This is a genomic window from Lentibacter sp. XHP0401, from assembly GCF_025751535.1.
Classification (GTDB): domain Bacteria; phylum Pseudomonadota; class Alphaproteobacteria; order Rhodobacterales; family Rhodobacteraceae; genus Lentibacter.
The window spans coordinates 157,628-176,313 of the sequence record NZ_JAOWLC010000002.1 but is presented as its reverse complement, the minus strand read 5'-3'; the positions used below and the strand labels follow the sequence as shown (position 1 = coordinate 176,313).

The 18,686-nt window shown below is 54.5% G+C and carries 19 protein-coding genes; 9 read left to right on the top strand and 10 right to left on the bottom strand.

Annotated elements, in window-relative coordinates; translation table 11 throughout:
• Positions 1-135: 135 nt before the first annotated feature.
• The 5 genes from chrA to OE750_RS03730 all read left to right on the top strand — a co-directional run bounded on the left by chrA (position 136) and on the right by OE750_RS03730 (position 3,834).
• The gene (gene chrA, locus OE750_RS03750; protein ID WP_263761539.1) at positions 136-1,404 is read left to right on the top strand and encodes a chromate efflux transporter; all 1,269 of its coding nucleotides are present in this window, start codon (positions 136-138) and stop codon (positions 1,402-1,404) included.
• Between the two features lie 67 nt (positions 1,405-1,471).
• A complete protein-coding gene (locus OE750_RS03745; protein WP_263761537.1) occupies positions 1,472-1,963 on the top strand; it encodes an SspB family protein in 492 nt (163 codons plus the stop codon).
• A 94-nt stretch (positions 1,964-2,057) separates the two neighbouring features.
• A complete protein-coding gene (gene fumC, locus OE750_RS03740; RefSeq protein WP_263761534.1) occupies positions 2,058-3,449 on the top strand; it encodes a class II fumarate hydratase in 1,392 nt (463 codons plus the stop codon).
• Complete coding sequence (locus tag OE750_RS03735; RefSeq protein ID WP_263761532.1) at positions 3,449-3,625, top strand: DUF4169 family protein; 177 nt, start codon at positions 3,449-3,451, stop codon at positions 3,623-3,625. The genes fumC and OE750_RS03735 overlap by 1 nt, the downstream gene beginning before the upstream one ends.
• On the top strand, positions 3,622-3,834 hold the full coding sequence (locus OE750_RS03730; protein ID WP_263761530.1) for a ribbon-helix-helix domain-containing protein: 213 nt from the start codon (positions 3,622-3,624) through the stop codon (positions 3,832-3,834). The genes OE750_RS03735 and OE750_RS03730 overlap by 4 nt, the downstream gene beginning before the upstream one ends.
• 37 nt (positions 3,835-3,871) lie before the next feature.
• Here the strand turns inward: OE750_RS03730 and OE750_RS03725 are convergent, their stop codons facing one another.
• Genes OE750_RS03725 through OE750_RS03710 form a run of 4 tightly spaced genes read right to left on the bottom strand, consistent with a single transcriptional unit; the run spans position 3,872 to position 7,551 of the window.
• Positions 3,872-4,060, bottom strand: a complete 189-nt coding sequence (locus OE750_RS03725; protein ID WP_263761528.1) for a hypothetical protein — start codon at positions 4,058-4,060, stop codon at positions 3,872-3,874.
• A gap of 60 nt (positions 4,061-4,120) precedes the next feature.
• Positions 4,121-5,491, bottom strand: coding sequence for a cytochrome P450 (locus OE750_RS03720; RefSeq protein WP_263761526.1), 1,371 nt, complete (start codon positions 5,489-5,491; stop codon positions 4,121-4,123).
• Positions 5,488-6,741 (bottom strand): hypothetical protein, encoded by a 1,254-nt coding sequence (locus OE750_RS03715; protein ID WP_263761524.1) that lies wholly within the window; start codon positions 6,739-6,741, stop codon positions 5,488-5,490. The genes OE750_RS03720 and OE750_RS03715 overlap by 4 nt, the downstream gene beginning before the upstream one ends.
• Positions 6,742-6,801: 60 nt before the next feature.
• A complete protein-coding gene (locus OE750_RS03710; protein WP_263761521.1) occupies positions 6,802-7,551 on the bottom strand; it encodes a cytochrome c biogenesis CcdA family protein in 750 nt (249 codons plus the stop codon).
• A gap of 93 nt (positions 7,552-7,644) precedes the next feature.
• Here OE750_RS03710 and OE750_RS03705 point away from each other — a divergent pair, with 93 nt between their 5' ends.
• Complete coding sequence (locus OE750_RS03705) at positions 7,645-7,866, top strand: sulfurtransferase TusA family protein (RefSeq protein WP_263761519.1); 222 nt, start codon at positions 7,645-7,647, stop codon at positions 7,864-7,866.
• 60 nt (positions 7,867-7,926) lie between these two features.
• Here the strand turns inward: OE750_RS03705 and OE750_RS03700 are convergent, their stop codons facing one another.
• The 6 genes from OE750_RS03700 to purC all read right to left on the bottom strand — a co-directional run bounded on the left by OE750_RS03700 (position 7,927) and on the right by purC (position 15,994).
• Positions 7,927-10,671, bottom strand: coding sequence for an Rne/Rng family ribonuclease (locus OE750_RS03700; RefSeq protein ID WP_263761517.1), 2,745 nt, complete (start codon positions 10,669-10,671; stop codon positions 7,927-7,929).
• A gap of 422 nt (positions 10,672-11,093) precedes the next feature.
• The gene (locus OE750_RS03695; protein WP_263761515.1) at positions 11,094-12,431 is read right to left on the bottom strand and encodes a sigma-54-dependent transcriptional regulator; all 1,338 of its coding nucleotides are present in this window, start codon (positions 12,429-12,431) and stop codon (positions 11,094-11,096) included.
• Positions 12,432-12,449: 18 nt separating this feature from the next.
• On the bottom strand, positions 12,450-14,156 hold the full coding sequence (locus OE750_RS03690) for a sensor histidine kinase (protein ID WP_263761513.1): 1,707 nt from the start codon (positions 14,154-14,156) through the stop codon (positions 12,450-12,452).
• A gap of 103 nt (positions 14,157-14,259) precedes the next feature.
• Positions 14,260-14,928 (bottom strand): phosphoribosylformylglycinamidine synthase subunit PurQ, encoded by a 669-nt coding sequence (gene purQ, locus OE750_RS03685; protein WP_263761511.1) that lies wholly within the window; start codon positions 14,926-14,928, stop codon positions 14,260-14,262.
• A 10-nt stretch (positions 14,929-14,938) separates the two neighbouring features.
• Positions 14,939-15,169, bottom strand: a complete 231-nt coding sequence (gene purS, locus OE750_RS03680) for a phosphoribosylformylglycinamidine synthase subunit PurS (RefSeq protein ID WP_263761509.1) — start codon at positions 15,167-15,169, stop codon at positions 14,939-14,941.
• A gap of 66 nt (positions 15,170-15,235) precedes the next feature.
• Positions 15,236-15,994 (bottom strand): phosphoribosylaminoimidazolesuccinocarboxamide synthase, encoded by a 759-nt coding sequence (gene purC / locus OE750_RS03675; protein WP_263761507.1) that lies wholly within the window; start codon positions 15,992-15,994, stop codon positions 15,236-15,238.
• A 156-nt stretch (positions 15,995-16,150) separates the two neighbouring features.
• Between purC and OE750_RS03670 the strand changes: the two genes are divergently transcribed.
• The 3 genes from OE750_RS03670 to OE750_RS03660 all read left to right on the top strand — a co-directional run bounded on the left by OE750_RS03670 (position 16,151) and on the right by OE750_RS03660 (position 18,633).
• Positions 16,151-16,468, top strand: a complete 318-nt coding sequence (locus tag OE750_RS03670; RefSeq protein WP_263761505.1) for a DUF1476 domain-containing protein — start codon at positions 16,151-16,153, stop codon at positions 16,466-16,468.
• A gap of 260 nt (positions 16,469-16,728) precedes the next feature.
• Positions 16,729-17,742, top strand: a complete 1,014-nt coding sequence (bmt, locus tag OE750_RS03665) for a betaine--homocysteine S-methyltransferase (protein ID WP_263761503.1) — start codon at positions 16,729-16,731, stop codon at positions 17,740-17,742.
• Positions 17,743-17,928: 186 nt separating this feature from the next.
• Complete coding sequence (locus OE750_RS03660; protein ID WP_263761501.1) at positions 17,929-18,633, top strand: corrinoid protein; 705 nt, start codon at positions 17,929-17,931, stop codon at positions 18,631-18,633.
• Positions 18,634-18,686 lie beyond the last annotated feature (53 nt).

The window sequence follows — 18,686 nt, the reverse complement described above, 5'->3', positions numbered from 1 at the left end:
GCTTGGCCAAATTTGCGCTTGCCTTCCAGCCTGTCAACTTTCACGCATAAATGCCTGCTCCAAATAATATGGAAAGTTCCAACAAAACGGCCTAATTTGTAATTGATAAGCTTTCCCGTTGGGCGCGCAAAAGATATGCTGTTGCTTCACGCGTCAACTTGGGCCGGCCCGATGATCAATCATACCTCGCGGGACTTCTACAAAACATTTGCGAAAATCGGCCTTCTGTCCTTTGGTGGTCCAGCCGCGCAAATCGCTCTCATGCATCGCGTACTGGTTGATGAACGCGCATGGCTCAATGAAAGCCAATTCGCAGGCGCGCTCAGCTTTTGTATGCTTTTGCCTGGCCCGGAAGCGATGCAACTCGCCACATATGCGGGCTGGCGCCTGCGCGGTCTTGCTGGCGGCTTGGCGGCTGGCTTGCTCTTCGTTGTTCCGGGGGCACTCGTTATCTGGGCGCTGGCCATGGCGTATATTAGCTATGGAGCACAGCCTTGGGCTGTTGCTGCCTTTCTCGGCATCAAGGCCTCCGTGATCACCATTGTTGTTCATGCTCTCTTTGCTCTTGCCAGCAAAGCTCTTAATAATCTCGCCAGTATTGCCATAGCAGTTGTGGCGTTCCTCGGCATTTTTGCGTTTGGCGCGCCCTACCCGCTAATTCTCTTGCTCGCTGCATTTGCAGGTGGGTTGTTCTTTTCATGCAAGAACACCGACAAGCCTACACCAGTACAGCCTGCTTCAAATCCCATTCGCACGCTCTTCATCGGTCTTGTCTTGTGGGTAACACCTCTCGCAGTGCTTTATATCACGGACCAAAACTTCCTCACGGAACTTGCGGCCTATTTTGCTCAAATGGCTCTTTTGAGTTTTGGTGGGGCCTACGCCTTGCTCGGCTGGATGACGCAAACCATAGTGCAAGATCACGGCTGGATTACCGCTCCACAGATGATCGATGCTTTGGGGCTCGCCGAAACCACTCCAGGCCCACTCATCCTTGTGACCCAGTTTGTCAGCCACGTAGCCGGCAACGCCCAGGGCGGTATCGGCATGGCAACTCTGGCAGGGTTCATAACCCTTTGGATGGTTTTCACGCCGTGCTTTGTCTATATCTTCGTTGGAGCCCCGTATCTTGAGCGTCTCCTTGCTATGCCCCGTCTGCGCGCGGCTCTCACCGGCATCACCGCAGCCGTCACTGGCGTAATAGCGAGTCTGTCACTCTGGTTCGCGCTCTCTGTGCTTTGGCCTAACGGCCTTGAGCAGGGTTTCGCCAATATCAGCATACCTGCGTTGAGCCTTATCCTGTCAGGCATGGGCTTGTTTTCACTTTTAAAAGGGAACCTGTTTTTACTTTTGGCAGGCAACGCTACACTTGGATGCGCCCTAGGGGCCTTCAGCTTCCTCTAGAGCGGAATCGGCCTTTTGTTTTCCGTGAAAATCCCTATTCTGAAAAATATAATAAAAGGGACCGCCCATGTCAGACACGATTGACTATGGCACATTGATGCACAACGCGATGCGCAGCCTTATCAGACGCGTTCTGGGAGATGTTTCGCAACATGGCCTCCCTGGTGAACACCATTTCTTCATCACATTTGATACCCGTCACCCGGATGCAGAACTCGCCGACTGGCTTCGAGAGCGCTATCCATCCGAGATGACGATTGTTATCCAACATTGGTTTGAAGGCTTGGAGGTCACAAAAAACGGCTTCTCCGTAACACTCAATTTTGGCGAGGCTCCCGAACCGCTGAGCATCCCTTATGATGCAATCAAAACCTTTGTTGACCCCTCTGTAGAATTTGGTCTGCGCTTTGAAACGAGCGAAGAGGATGACGATGAACTGGATGAAGAAGACCTTATACCTGTGACAGAAAGTTCGAAAACAAAGAACGCTGTCAAAACGGATTCCGAGCCGGCAAAACATGAAGCTGACGTTGTCAGCCTTGATCATTTCCGTAAGTAAACTCTCTTGGCAAAATCTGTTAGGGCTATCAGCCATTGCCCCGCGCGGGGCTGGGCGTTAGACCACTTGCGACAGTTTTCTTAAGGAGCCCAACATGGCCGATACCCGCACAGAAACCGACAGCTTCGGCCCTCTTGAGGTCCCTTCAAACAAATATTGGGGTGCACAAACACAGCGCTCTATCATGAACTTCCCGATCGGATGGGAAAAACAGCCCGTAGCCATTGTACGCGCTCTTGGCGTCATCAAAAAAGCCTGCGCCATTGCCAACCGTGACAGCGGCGAGCTCGACAGCAAACTCGCCGAAGCCATTATTCAGGCTGCTGGCGAAGTGATCGAAGGCAAGTTCGATGACAACTTCCCACTTGTTGTTTGGCAAACGGGGTCAGGCACACAATCGAACATGAACTCGAACGAGGTGATCGCCAACCGCGCGATCGAAATCCTCGGCGGCGTCATCGGCTCCAAAGACCCCGTTCACCCCAACGATCACTGCAACATGGGCCAAAGCTCAAACGACACCTTCCCGACCGCCATGCACATCGCAACCGCCATGTCCGTGCATGACGTGCTCCTGCCTGGCCTTGAAAAGCTCGCCTCTGGCCTCGAGGCCAAGGCAGAAGCCTTCAAAGACATTATCAAGATCGGCCGCACCCACACCCAAGACGCGACACCGCTCACACTTGGCCAAGAATTCTCAGGCTACGCCCACCAGATTCGTATGGGCATTTCACGGGTTCAGCTCGCTCTGCCCGCGATCTATGAGCTCGCCCAAGGCGGCACAGCGGTCGGTACGGGCCTGAACACAAAGCACGGCTGGGGCGAAACTGTCGCCTCCAACATGGCCGATATCACAGGCCTGCCCTTCGTGACCGCGCCCAACAAGTTTGAAGCGCTCGCAGCCCATGATGCAATGGTCTTTATGTCCGGCGCCCTCGCAACAATCGCGGGCTCTGCCTACAAGATCGCCAACGATATCCGCTTCCTCGGCTCAGGCCCCCGCTCGGGCCTTGGCGAGCTGATCCTGCCCGAAAACGAGCCAGGCAGTTCCATCATGCCGGGCAAGGTCAACCCGACACAAGCCGAAGCGCTTACTCAGGTCGCGGCCCACGTTATGGGCAACGACGCTGCAATAAAATTTGCAGGTTCTCAGGGGCACTTCGAGCTCAACGTCTACAATCCAATGATGAGCTACAACCTTTTGCAGTCCATCCAATTGCTCGGCGATGCGGCAGACAGCTTCACCGAGCGCATGCTTATGGGCATCGAAGCCAACGAACCGCGTATCGAAAAGCTGATGAAAGAGAGCCTCATGCTGGTAACAGCCCTCGCGCCAACCATCGGCTATGACAACGCGACCAAAGTGGCCAAGACCGCGCATAAAAATGGCACGACCCTTAAAGAAGAGGCCATAGCGCTCGGCTTTGTAGACGAAGAGACGTTTGATCGCGTGGTGCGTCCCGAAGACATGATCGGCCCCAAGTGATGGTCGAGCCGGTTAATCTCAACCGGTTTCGAAAAGCAGCGGCGCGGGCCGAAGACAAAGCTCGCGCCGCTGAAAACGTGGTCAAACACGGCCGTACCAAAGCGCAGAAAGAGCTTGAAAAGGCCCGCGCGGCCAAGGCCGCGCGTGATCATTCAGGCAAAGAGCGCAAGACATGAGCCGCCCCCTCAAGCGCTCACTCACATTGCGCGGCCACCGCACCAGCGTCTCGCTAGAGGATGAGTTCTGGCGCGCCTTCCGTCACATTGCGGCACAAAAAAACAAACCTATCAATGAGCTAGCTGCCGAAATTGATGAAGCCCGCGGAGTCGAAAGTGGCCTTGCCTCGGCCATTCGGCTCTATGTGCTTGCAGAGCTTCAGCGTTAAGCTAGCATTAACCATACTCTGCTTAGATCAAAGCATGTCACTCTCGGCCCATCTCACCCCTGATCTCTGAATCGAACAGATATTCAGCTCGCGCGCAGCCGCAAAAGGCGGTGTGGTTCGCCGCAAATAATGTGATGTCGAGAAGGATCGTCGGCATGACCCGCTTCAAATACGAATTCGCACTGCGCGGGTATACCGCGCCTACCAATGCAGGCGACATCATCATCTTTTGCAATCAAGACCCTATTGAACCGCTCAAAGTTCAAATTTCTTCAGGAAATTTGCCTCAAGAATTCGAGTTTTCGGGGCCAGTCTGGCGCTTGCTCACCTTCAGCCATATCCCGTCTTTCGCCCGCACTGTCAGATGCGCCACAGGCTGCGGCACGCGGCCTTCCACAAGCTCAAAGTGAAACGCCTTGAGCAGCATCGACAAAATCAGCGGCCCCTCAACCATTGCAAAACCCGCACCAGTGCACACACGCGGTCCCGCCGAAAACGGCATGTAAGCATCGCGCGCGCATGTGCGCCCCTCCTCGGTCTGCCATCGCTCGGGCTCAAATTCATCCGCACGCGGCCAGATCCGCTCATGCCGATGGAGGTGCCAAGGACTCAATACAATCTGGCTTCCTTTCGCCACATCCCGTTCGCGAAACTGCTCGGGGCAAGACGCTTCCCGAACCATCATCGGCACGGGCGGATAAAGCCGTAAAGCCTCTCGAAATACATCGCGGGAAAGCTTCAACTTTGACATCACCTTGAAGTCGCAGCCTTCCAGAACCTTGGCCTCCTCGGCAAGTTTCTCCTGCCACTCGGGGTATAACGCCATAAGATAAAGCGTCCATGCCAGCGCCGAAGCGCTCGTTTCATGCCCTGCCAAGAAAAAGATCGCTACCTGATCGACCATCTCCTCGGCAGTGAAGCGTTCCCCTGTTGCCGGATCTGCTGTGGTCATGATCTTGGTCGCTAGATCATCAGGCGCCGTGCCAGCCGCTATCTGGGCCGCCCTTTCATCTGTAAGGCTCGCAATGAGCCCTCTAATGCTTTTTGCTGTTTCCCTTGTGCGGCGGCGGAAAAAGCGCGGCATCCAACGCGGCATCGGCAAAAACGCAGCAATATTCAAAATAGGCTGACTGCGCTGATAATCTCGAAACTCAGAGAAGACTTCCGAAGCAATCTTGTTCTCAATCGGGATCGAAAAAAGCGTGCGAAATATCACATCTGCTGCCGCATGGCTTGTCACTTCCTCAATCTCGCTCTCGCCTTCCTTAAGGCGTTCCACACAGGCCTCGGAAGCTTTCCACATTGCAGGGAATGTATCGCGCAGTCGCCCGCCTTCAAACGCGGGATCAATAATGCGGCGCTGCCGCTTCCAAGTGTCTCCGTTCGTGAGAAATACGCTCTCGCCAAGGAGGGGGCGCAAACCTTCACTCACACGCCCTGATTTAGGGAAATCATCAGGACGTTCCTTAAGCACAAGGTTCAAAATGTGGGGATCATTCACCATATAGGAGCGAAAAAACGGGGTTCGAAATTCAGCCATCCACGCGCGATACAACTTTGCGGGCTGCGCCGACAAAATATCCTGACGGAACAATTTGACATAGCGCCAAAGGCTCACCTTGTCAGGCCGCGCGGGTGGTTTGGGTGGCAATATCATGGCCGGACACTCGTGTACTTATTCACAGCTTTGTCGATACGGCTGCGTGATGCACCACGCCTGGAAAAGCGCTCCGAAAGCGTTAATGGTCCAGCTGTGATCTGAAAGTAGTCGTAGTCCCGCGGGCGGTCAAAAGCACAGAGATACTGAAAATGAAGTCTGAAAAACCGCCAGCGCAATTCTTTCCAACGCTCCGCACTCAATGTCTGGGTAAACGCTGCAGAAATCACCAGTGGCCAGCGCTGCCCCTCCGGTGCAACACCGGACACCGCCACAGGGTCACAAAGCGCAAAGGCACAGCCATCTCCCGGAGCGGTCACATCAAGCCAGAACAACTCGTCGCGCGCACACAGATACGCCAGATCCGAGCGCAAACGCCATGCATCAGGCAAAAAAGACACCATCGGCACAACCTGCCCCAACGAAAGAAATCCGAGTTTCGGCCCATTATCCGGAACCCGCCCCGCGCGTATAAGATCAGACAGGATCGAAACGCCCAAATGAGCGCCGGAGGAATGCCCAACGAGCAAAACCTCGTCATATTCCTGCGTCAGTGCCTCGGCGATGGCATCAGAAAACTCCGCCATCCGTGCCTCAAGCTCAGGGGAATTAGCCCCTTTATGCAGCGCCGAATAGGAATAGTCATGCATAAGATAGTAAACAAAAAACTTCGCATCCTGTTTTTTGAACCAAATCAACAGCGCCCAACCTCCCCCAAGTCCAAGTGCCAGCCCTATATACGGTGCAACACTTGCCAGATTAGGCACAAGCCAAGCTACCAAAGCGACAACGCCACGCATCACAACCCAAGCAACTAAGACAGCCAGAAGCGCCTGCACTATCAGCATCAGCACAGGGTAAAGTGCCGCAATGACAGGCCCTTTGCGAAGCCGCATCAGCCGCCACAGCGCACCCGTTCCGATATATACCCAAGCGGTGCGCAACATCGCACTAAAGGTAGAGGAAATAGTATGCCTCATGGAATCGCGAACAATATCAGACCAGACCAAGGCTTCGACATCGGTTTGCACCGCCTGCTCATTGATAACCGCGTTCACATGCCAGCCATAAGGCCCTTTTGTTGTCTTGGGAGAAAGGTTGATCTCATAGCCCGATATCTCGGCCTGCGTCGCAGACTCTTTACGATAAAGTTCACGGTAACGTCTTGGGTGAATCGGATCATAGCCGGGGATGTAAAAAACTCTCCGGCGATGCACGTTTTGCTCCGTTTTTCCAGGCTCACTGCTCATGCTAACCCCTTTGCGCGCAACACTAACGCAGGTTTCAGGCAAGAGTAAGGGTAAAGCCCGTCAGCCAAGCTTTGCAAGTGCCGGAAAAGTTTCAAGCAACCAATAAGAAAAATCAGAGAAGCCGCCCGTCAGCATCAAGAGTCCGATGGTCCAAAGGAGTAACCCCATCACACGTTCGATCTGCTCCATGTGAGTTTTCATCCAGCTCATAACGCCGCCAAGCTTGGGCAAAAACAGCGCCACAAGAATAAACGGAATACCAAGCCCGATAGCGTATGTCCCGAGCAGAACAAGCCCTTTTGAAATACTCGCTTCCCCCGCCGCAAGCGACAGAATCGCGCCAAGCTGAGGGCCGATACACGGCGTCCAACCGAAAGCAAAGGCAAGGCCAAGAACATAGGCTCCCATTGAGCTTCCACCTTGATCTCCGACATCAAGCCGCGCTTCACGATCCAGAAAACCGATGCGGTAGACGCCGACAAAATGCGCCCCGAAAATCATAACGATTATACCCGCAACCGTAGAAAACAGGTCACTGTAGCCGAGCAAAGCCTTGCCAAGAGCAGAGGCAGCAAAGCCCAAAAGTAAAAACACAGTAGAAAGACCCAGCACAAAAAACAACGCAGGCACAACAGCACTGCGGGGCCCTTCGGCGCGGTTCAAATCAGACACGGAAACACCCGACATATAAGCCAGATAAGGTGGCACAATGGGCAGAACACAGGGGCTGAGAAACGATACGATACCCGCCGCCAGCGCTACAAACATTGCAGGCATTAGTCCTGCATCTATGATCTCGATTCCAAACATATCGTAGCCTTATCGCATCCTGCTCGGGCCGTCATCGGCACATTCTGTCACAAGGTTGTGGACAGGCTGTAACATTAACCCTAAATCGGCATTATGAGTGAAATCGTCGATGCCCGTGGCCTTTTGTGCCCCCTGCCTGTGTTGCGCTTGCGCAAGCGGATGCAAGCTCTCTCTTCAGGTTCAGAGATCACACTGATCGCCGATGATCCCGCCGCAGTGATCGATGTGCCGCACTTTTGTGCAGAAGCCGGGCACAGCCTTGTCAGCACCAAAGATGAAAAAGGCGCGCAGCACTATACGTTGCGCAAGGCTTAGTCTTAACAACCAAGCAAACCCACAAATGAAAACCGCGCCCGAAGGCGCGGTCTAAATTTATTAGCCACCTAGTGACCACCAGCCCTTTTTCTTTGGCTTGGGTGGTGCGTCATCCTTCACCTCGGGCGCTGGCTCAGGTGCCGCTTTTGGCTTTGGCGCGGGCTTTGGAGCTGGTTCTGCTTTGGTCGCAGGTTCCACTGTCGCCGGTGCTTCCACCTCTGGCTCGTCAACCTTCTTCTTTGCGCGCGAACGCGTTGTCTTCGGCTTGGCCGTCTTTTCTTCCGCTGGTGCTTGAGCACCGTCAGAGGCTTCCACCTCATCCGCCTTAGGTTTCTTGGCACGGGTTGAGGGCTTGCGCGTGGCTTTCTTCGGTGCGCCATCATCCACAGCGGCCGGGATCTCTGCCGAGGCAGCCTCTTGTGAGTTTACCGGCTCATCCGTATCGGTTTTCTTCTTGCGCGAACGGCTAACCGTCTTTTTCTTCGGCGCATCCTCAACGGTTTCCGAAACCTCTACAGAAACAGCCTTCGCGGGTGCATCTTGAGGTGTCTCATTAGGCTTGTCGGCATCAACAGGCTTATCCGTTTGCGCGTCATGGCCGTCAGTTCCACGGCTGTCGCCCCCGTTTTCAGAATCGTTTTCAGCACCGTTTTCCCCACCATTGCCTTTACCGCGGCGGCGTGGACGACGGCGACGGCGCTTCTTGGGCTTACCCTCGCCGTTCTCTTCAACACGTTCAGCAACCTCAACAGAAGTATTTTCCTCAATCTCATCCGTCACTTCACTGTCGATGTCATCCATCAAAGCAGCCGAAGCCGAAATTGCAGTCGAGGGCATTTCCTTTACATTGCGGGTCGCAGTCTTGAATTTTTCAAGCGTAAAGTCAGGGCTGATTAACTTGGGGTCGCCCTCAATCCGAACCGACATACCGTAGCGCGCTTCGATATGTGCCACATGCTCGCGTTTCTGGTTCATCAGAAAGTTGGCAATCCCTACAGGGCAAGTCACTAATACTTCGCGTGAACGGCGGCGCGTGCCCTCTTCCTCGATCTGGCGCAAAACGCTCAGCGCAAGGTTATCATCCGAGCGGATAAGCCCTGTGCCATGACAGCTTGGGCAAGGCTGGGTCGTCGCTTCAAGCATACCCGGGCGCAAGCGCTGGCGGGACATTTCCATCAGGCCAAAACCCGAGATCCGACCCACCTGAATGCGCGCGCGGTCAGACTTGAGCTTGTCCTTCATGCGTTTTTCAACAGCAGCATTGTTGCGGCGTTCGTCCATGTCGATAAAGTCGATCACAATCAAGCCAGCCAGATCTCGCAGGCGCAACTGGCGTGCAACTTCTTCAGCGGCTTCAAGGTTGGTCTTGAGTGCTGTTTCCTCGATGCTGCTTTCTTTCGTCGCGCGCCCCGAGTTCACATCAACAGCCACCAGAGCTTCAGTCACACCAAAGACAATGTAACCACCCGATTTAAGCTGCACAGTCGGGTTAAACATCCCCGACAGATAGCTCTCAACCTGATAGCGTGCAAATAGCGGCAAGCTGTCCTCATAACGCTGCACGTTCTTGGAATGCGACGGCATGATCATTTTCATGAAATCTTTAGCGATGCGGTAACCGCGCTCGCCTTCTACCAACACTTCATCAATCTCGCGGCTGTAAAGATCGCGGATCGAACGCTTGATAAGATCACCCTCTTCATAGATCTTTGAAGGTGCCGTTGATTTCAGCGTCAGTTCGCGGATCTGCTCCCACAAACGCTGCAAATACTCATAGTCGCGCTTTATCTCGGTCTTGGTGCGTTTTGCGCCTGCCGTGCGCACAATCAGTCCAGCACCCTTAGGCACTTCGATTTCATGCGCAATTTCTTTGAGCTTTTTCCGGTCCGCAGGATTGGTAATTTTGCGGGAAATACCGCCGCCACGCGCTGTGTTTGGCATAAGTACGCAATAGCGACCAGCCAAACTCAGGTAAGTTGTAAGGGCCGCTCCCTTGTTGCCGCGCTCTTCTTTAACAACCTGCACCAGCATGATCTGGCGCACTTTAACCACTTCCTGAATCTTGTAGCGACGCGGGCGTGGCTTGCGAGGGGGGCGAATATCCTCCTCCTCGTCATCCTCAGCTACACTCTCAATGGTCTCGTCTTTGGCACTGGCGTCTTTCTTACCACGATTGCTGCGGCCCTTGGGGGCGCCATCTTCGTCATCGGACAGCTCACCAGACTCTTCGCTGACTTCTTCTGAAGCATCATCACCGGATTCAGCTTCAACCGCATCATCTGGCTCTTCCACAGGCGTGTCGCCTACAAGCTCCATGGGCGACAAGCCTTCAGCGGTGTCGTCCCCTTCTTCAAAGTCGATGGTCTCCATACCGGAAACATCGCCGTCAACCTCAGCCGCGACTTCACGCGTCTCCACCGCGTCATCGGTTTTCGCACGCGACGCTTTGGACCGCGAAGAACGGCGGCGCTTAGGCTTGTCTTCTTCGTCCTCGTCACGCGCGCGCTGTGCTTCCACATAGGCGCGCTCTTCTTCCATCAGCGCTTCACGGTCCGCGACCGGTATCTGATAGTAATCGGGGTGAATCTCGTTGAACGCGAGGAAACCATGGCGGTTGCCACCATAGTCAACGAAAGCCGCCTGAAGCGACGGTTCGACCCGTGTTATCTTTGCGAGATAGATGTTGCCAGCAAGCTGCCGGCGGTTCTCGGTTTCAAAGTCAAATTCCTCAACTTTGTTTCCATCAACCACAACAACGCGAGTTTCCTCTGCGTGGGTGGCGTCGATAAGCATTTTCTTAGCCATGAAGTCCATTTGCACGCAAAATCCCTGCATAACCCAAAGGGCACAGCAGAAATCAAAACGTGTCTATTTCGGGCAATGTCAGGCGCGTGCTCGAAAGGGGCGCATGCGCCCTCTGCTCTCGAACTCGAATATACCGCGCGCTTCATCGCGTTTCTTCTCCGACACTTCTCTGCATATGCAGGCAAAAGCGCCCATTTATTGGCAAGCACAAAGGCTTGCCGGTCCGTTCGGCCACATTTCTGGGCCAATTCATCCTGCAGGGGATCGCGCAGTGCGCAGTATCCGAAGCAGATAAACTCCTCAAAGTGCGAAATCTCGCAACTCTGCTCTTTCTACATAATGTCAGGCCGCGTCAAAATACAATGGCTAATATGCCTTCGCACCGTGACCGCATCACTTTTACAGACAGGCCCAACACCTACTCAGTTCAGATAGTCGGATCGCTGCAAGGCATACTTGGCCATCTTCTCGTTGAGAGTGCGGCGCGGCAAACAGAGCTCATCCATCACTGCGGCAATAGAGCCCTTATGGCGACGCATCGTATTGTCGATGAGCATTCTCTCAAAGGCTTCGACATACTCTTTCAATGGCTTGCCTTCTGTGGTCATCACAGGCTGCATCTCGTCATGGTCGCTCATCAAAAGCGAAGTGATGGAACCCGAGCCTCGACGTGACTGCAAAACAGCCCGCTCCGCAGTGTTGATCAACTGGCGCACGTTTCCAGGCCAAGGCGCCTGCAAAAGTTGCGCCGCCTCCTGCGCACTCACCTTTGGCGCATCGCAGCCATATTCATCAGCAAATTCATCAGACAAACGGGTAAACAGCGTCAGGATATCCTCACCGCGCTGGCGTAGCGGCGGCACAGTGATGCGCAGAGCGGCAAGGCGGTAAAACAGATCATTGCGCAACGCGTCTTCAACGGTGCGATCCTGCTCCTGCAAGTTTGATATCGCCACAATCCGCGTTTCGGGCGGTGTGCCCTCATCGTTCATAAAACTCAAAAGCCTTGCCTGCACTGCATCAGGTAGTGTCTCGATGTCTTCCAAAACAAGCGTGCCGCCACGCGCCTCTTCCACGGCGGGCAGGCGTGTGTCCTCAGGTAGCATCGGCCCGAAAAGCCGCTTGGTCAACGCGTCTTCCTCCAACGCCGAACAGCTCACCAAAACGAACTTCTTGCCCGCTCGCGCGCCCACAGCATGCAAAGCATGCGCAACAAGTGTTTTGCCTGTGCCTGTTTCACCATCAATCAGCACGTGTCCGTCGGCTTGGCCAAGGTCGAGAATATCTTCCTTCAACCGCTCCATCACCGGGCTCGCGCCGATGAGTTTTTTCATAAGCTGTCCGCCCTCGGAGAGCTCGCGGCGCAAAGCACGGTTATCAAGCGTCAGACGGCGTGCATTGGCTGCTTTCTTTGCCAACTCTGTCATACGGTCAGGGTTGAAGGGCTTTTCAAGGAAATCATATGCGCCAACCCGCATCGCCTCAACTGCCATAGGCACATCGCCATGTCCGGTAATCATGATTACAGGCAAAGCGCTGTCAGCACCCATCAGCTTCTTGAGAAATTGCATACCGTCCATGCCGGGCATCTTGATATCAGAAATCACAATGCCCGGATAATCTGCGCCAAGCTCTTTCAGCGCCTCTTCCGCACTTGGAAAAGTCTGTGTGTCATAACCCGAAAGCGCGAGCCACTGGCTGATGGACTGGCGCATGTCCTGCTCGTCGTCCACAATCGCAATTTTCATAGCTTTGGCCATAATCTTTTCTCTTTCAAATCACTCGGCAGCTTCAGAGCTGCTGTCTTCCAAGATAGGTAGTTGCATTTCAAAAACAGCCCCCCCCGCTATCGAATTGCGTGCGGTCAGGCGTCCCCCTAGGTCGTTTACGATCCCTGATGAAATGGCAAGCCCAAGCCCAACACCTTCTCCAGGCTGTTTTGTAGTGTAAAACGGCTCGAAAAGTGAATCGAGATCTTCAATGCCAGGGCCATTGTCGCGCACTGCAAGAGTGGCCGTTTCACCTGCCGCCAGGATAAGTTCGATCTCGGGCTCACGCACCAGCTTGGTCGCGTCCAGAGCGTTACGGATGAGATTGACCATCACCTGCTCGATGCGCACCCGGTCCCCCATGACCATTACAGGCCATTTCGGTAAAATACGGTCGATTTTGACATGCCTCAGCTTTAGCTGCGGCTCCATCATCGATAAAGCAGAGGTCAACGCATCACCCATATTTATAGGGCTTAGCTCATCCTGTCCCTTACGCGCATAGCTTTTGAGTTGCTTCGTAATAGCCCCCATCCGCTCAATCAAATCATCAATGCGGTGAAACGATGACAAAGCCTCATCAGGGCGATTGCGTTGCAGCAAAAGCCGTGATCCTGCGAGATAGGTTTTCATCGCGGCCAAAGGCTGGTTCAGCTCATGACTCACAGCCGCGGACATTTCGCCCAAAGCCGCAAGCTTGGAACTTTGTGCAAGGCTCAACTCTGCGGTCTTGAGTGCCCCTTGCATCTTTTCCCGCTCGGCAATTTCCCGCTGCAATCGCGCATTCAACTGGCGAAGCTCCGCCGACTCCCGTTGAAACAGCGCCATACGCAATGCCGACTTGCGACTGAGCAAATAGAAAACAAATGAGAGGAGCATGGCAAACACCATGATCTCGAGCGCCAAAACGCCATTCACCCTCTCGCGTACACTTGCATAAGTGGTAAAGGACGCCATCTTCCAGCCCCTAAATGGCACGCGCATTTCCTTGCGCATCACGGCCTCGCCCTTCACATAGGCGTCAGGCGGCAGTGAGGTCCAGTTTTGTGTCGCATGTATAGCCCGCTCGATAGCGCTGTCTGCCGGCTCATGGCTGAGTGCTTCGGTTTCTTGCAGACCACGCCAGCGCGGTTCGGTCGCAAGAACGATCGTCCCCTCACTATCCGTGACAAAAACCGCATCCGAAATACCCGCCCAAGCACGCTCGAACTTGGCCAGATCAACCTCGACAAGGATTATCCCGATGGTCTCGCTCTGGCTTGTGACACGCCGTGAATACACAAAGCGATAGCCTCCACTTTCCCGCGGGACTGTCGCAAAAAGCGTGTTGGGCGAGCGCAGGGTATCAATGAAATAGCTCTGCTGGCGGTGCTGCTCCCCAATCCGCGCACGGTCGGTAGCCGCTACAGTTCGCCCGCTGGCATCCAGCAAAACAAGCGAGGCCGCGCCAATCTCCTCGACAAATGAGATCAATCTCTGTGTAGACTGGCTGAAATCATTCGAGTTGAGCGCCCCGATCAATGCGGGGTCTCGGCTCAAAAGCTGCGGCACAATCGAGTTGCGCTTGAGTTCTGACATCAGGTTGCCTGAATAGAGCGTCAGGCGAAGTTCGGCTCGGTTACGGGTGTTCTCGGTAAACCGCTCTGTCAGAAATCGGTTTGTCACCGCAATCGTCACGACAGCAAGCAGCAAAAGCCCGACAAAAAGCGCACGCATTCGCCAGCCAGTGGTGCTCGGGCGTGCTTTTCCAGAAGGGTCAACAATCAGGCTCATTCGGCCAATTTACCCAGCCCGCACGCGCCTCACAAGCTCGTAGATATCACGCAAGCGCCATTTGGCTCATGAGGCTTGTAAACATTGCCTTACCATCGGTCCCACCGTGGCTTGCCTCCGACATCCGCTCGGGGTGGGGCATCATACCAAGTACCCGACGGTTTCGGCTCACAACACCCGCGATATCAGCGACAGAACCATTAGGGTTATCAACATAGCTGAACGCAATCCGCCCTTCCCCTTGAAGCTCGGCCAATTTGGCATCATCGACATAGTAGTTGCCATCATGATGTGCGATCGGCACCGTGATCACCTGCCCTTTGGTGTAATCACTGGTATAAGCCGTGTCGGTCGCCTCAACGCACAACTCGATAGGCTTGCAAATATATTTCAGCCCCGCATTGCGCCGCAAAGCGCCCGGCAAAAGCCCAGTCTCTGTCAGCACCTGAAACCCGTTGCAAATTCCGAGCGCGTAACCGCCCCGCTCCACATGGGTCTTCAGCTCGCCGCAAATCGGTGAGTTCGCCGCAATCGCACCGCAGCGCAGATAATCACCAAAGGAAAACCCGCCCGGAACAGCCACCAAATCAATACCCTTGGGCAATGCGGTGTCTTTGTGCCAAACCATTTGCACATCGGCCCCCGCCTTTTCCAGGGCAACAGCAAGGTCACGATCACAATTTGATCCAGGGAAGACAATCACAGCGGCTTTCATGGCGCTCTCCTCAGCCGAGTTCGATCGTGTAGCTTTCGATAACCGTGTTCGCGAGTAGCTTCTCACACATCTCGGTCACCGTGGCTTCAGTTGTCCCCTCAGCCAGCTCCAGTTCAATAACCTTGCCTTGGCGCACACCTTGCACACCATCAAAGCCAAGCGCGCCAAGCGCATGCCGCACGGCCTCGCCCTGCGGGTCCAGAACCCCGTTCTTCAGCATCACATGCACACGCGCTTTCATGGTTTTCTCCGTATCTCTTCCGTTCAAGCCAAGATTTCCGCCTTGGCAAACAATCTCTTCAAAGCTTCAGTTAATCAACGTCGGCTTCATCGGGGTCGCCCCCTTTGGCATCACACCGAGCCTTCTTGCTACTTCGCTATACGCGTCGGTCAGGCTGCCGAGGTCACGCCGGAACACATCCTTATCAAGCTTCTGACCTGTTTCCATATCCCAAAGGCGGCAACTGTCCGGGCTGATCTCGTCCGCCACGATAAGGCGCTGATAATCACCTTCATAAACGCGGCCAATCTCGATTTTGAAATCGACAAGTTTGATCCCGACCCCGAACATAACACCCGACAGGAAATCATTTACCCGCAAGGCAAGGCTCAGGATGTCGTCCATATCTTGCTGGCTGGCCCAGCCAAAAGCCGCAATATGTTCTTCTGAAACAAGTGGATCGCCAAGCGCATCGTCTTTATAGCAGTACTCCACGATGGGCCGTGGCAGCGCCGTGCCCTCCTCAATTCCAAGCCGTTTTGACATGGACCCCGCCGCAAAGTTACGCACGATAATTTCAAGCGGGATAATTTCGCAAGCGCGTACAAGCTGCTCGCGCATGTTGAGGCGGCGGATAAAATGGTTCGGCACGCCAATTTGTGTCAAACCGTTCATAAAGTATTCCGACAACATGTTGTTCAAAACGCCCTTACCTTCGATAACATCGCGTTTTTCAGCGTTGAAGGCTGTGGCATCGTCTTTGAAATACTGAACAATCGTGCCTGGCTCGGGCCCCTCAAACAGGGTCTTGGCCTTGCCTTCATAAATTTTCTTACGACGTGCCATCTGGGCTCCAATCTCGACACGGCAGGTGAGTCTCCGTGCTTGGTGCTCTCTTATGGCAAAGGGCTCATTGTCGCAAGACACGCCATGAGGGCTTGTGCTTCGCCGCGACGAATTGCATATGTATTCTCAAGTTCAACTTTGCTGGGAGCCGCCCTTATGTCCACTTTTGATGACCGCGAACAAGCGTTTGAAAACAAATACGCCCACGACGAAGAAATGAAATTCAAAGCCGAAGCGCGCACCAACAAGCTCCTAGGGCTCTGGGCTGCCGAACTTCTGGGCAAATCAGGCGATGAAGCCAATGCCTATGCGGCCGAAGTCGTCAAAGCCGATTTTGAAGAAGCAGGCCACGAAGATGTCGTGCGCAAAGTCGCCGCTGACCTCGGTGAAATGGCCGATGCGGACACCATCCGCGCCAAACGCACAGAGCTTGCTATCGTGGCCAAAGGCCAAGTGATGACCGAAGTTAAATAAGCCAGCGACAGATTTTGTACGGCAAAGTGCCGCCCTTTTACCCGGGCGGTACTTTTTTTGTGCTCCCGTCTAGGTCTCACTTTGAATTTTACTTCAGAAAGCGCCATATTCACCCGCCTGCCTGGCTTCTTTACTCTTCCTGATTACGCTCTGCGCCGGCACTTTCTCTGTGCCGAATACATAATCTTTATGGTGTTTATGAATTTGCCTAAAACCTCACTCTGTGCGAAGGAGTGGCAAACAGCAAAGGCAGCCGAAGCATGACATCTCCCCTTGAGACCCTACTGGAAACCCGTGACTGGCTCCTTGCCGATGGGGCAACAGGCACAAACCTCTTCAACATGGGGCTCAGCTCTGGCGAGCCGCCCGAACTTTGGAATGTTTCGGAACCTGCCAAGATCACCACCCTTTACAAATCTGCTGTCGATGCCGGCTCCGATATATTTCTGACAAACTCTTTTGGCGGTAACGCAGCACGCCTCAAGCTTCACAACGCAGCCAACCGTGCACGCGAACTCAGCCGCATCTCAGCCGAAATAGGCCGCAATGTCGCCGACCGCGCTGATCATAAAGTCATCGTTGCGGGCTCCGTCGGTCCAACAGGCGAAATTATGGCCCCTCTGGGCCAACTCACACATGAGCTTGCGGTCGAGATATTTCACGAACAAGCCGAAGGCCTCAAAGAAGGCGGCGCAGATGTTCTCTGGGTCGAAACCATTTCAGCCCCCGAAGAATATATCGCCGCCGCCGAGGCCTTCGCTCTGGCAGACATGCCTTGGTGTGGCACAATGAGCTTTGATACGGCCGGCCGCACCATGATGGGTGTTACCAGCGCTGCCATGGTTACAATGGTTGAAAAGCTCGCCAACCCGCCGCTTGCCTTCGGTGCAAACTGTGGTGTCGGCTCATCCGATCTCTTGCGCACCATTCAAGGTTTTGCCGCTCAAGGCACCGAACGCCCGATCATCGCCAAAGGCAATGCAGGCATCCCCAAATACGTCGATGGCCACATCCACTACGATGGCACGCCAGAGCTCATGGCCGACTATGCGCTTCTCGCCCGCGACAGCGGCGCGCGTATCATCGGCGGCTGCTGCGGGACCATGCCAGAGCACCTGAGAAAAATGCGCGAAGCCCTTGAAACGCAGCCCAAAGGTGAAAAGCCCTCGCTTGAAGAGATCACGTCGCGCCTCGGGGCCTTCTCCTCTGCCAGCGACGGTCTCGGCGATGACGAGCCCACCTCGACACGCACGAACCGCCGCCGCCGCAGCTGACACACCGGTTTCACAACCAACAGCAGAGCGCTGCGAAGACGCTATGAACAAGCCTGAAAGGGCCGCACAGACAGACAAAAGCACAGATGGTCGGCAACAGCGTCGCGTGTGTCGCAATCGGGGCAGTCTCGTTGCGACATTTTGGCAAAAGCTGACTCAAAAGAACTTCTATCAAAGGAATCCGCCATGTCGGACGAAGACCAAGACATCATCCTAGCCGATCTCGACGACGACGAGCTTGTCCAGCAGATGTTTGACGACCTTTACGATGGCCTCAAAGAGGAAATCGAAGAAGGCGTTAATATCCTGCTCAGCCGCGACTGGCCCCCCTACCGGGTTCTCACAGAAGCCCTCGTCGGCGGCATGACAATCGTTGGCCAGGATTTCCGGGATGGCATTCTGTTTGTTCCGGAAGTTCTCCTCGCGGCCAACGCAATGAAGGGCGGCATGGCGATTCTAAAACCGCTTCTGGCCGAAACCGGCGCACCCCGCGTCGGCGGCATGGTCATCGGCACGGTCAAAGGCGATATTCACGACATCGGCAAAAACCTCGTCGGGATGATGATGGAAGGCGCGGGCTTTGAAGTCGCAGACATCGGCATCAACAACTCGGTGGAAAGCTATCTCGCCGCAATTGAAGAGCACAAACCCGAAATTCTCGGTATGTCAGCCCTACTGACAACCACAATGCCCTACATGAAAGTCGTGATCGACACGATGATCGAGCAAGGCATCCGCGACGACTATATCATTCTCGTTGGCGGCGCTCCACTCAATGAAGAGTTCGGCAAAGCCATCGGCGCCGACGCTTACTGCCGCGACGCAGCGGTGGCCGTTGAAACCGCCAAAGAGCATGTCGCTCGCAAACACAACAAAGCTGCCGCAGGCTAAGCACCGTGCACTTTGTGCAAAGGCCCGTCGGCGCATAGCCGTGCGGGCTTTTT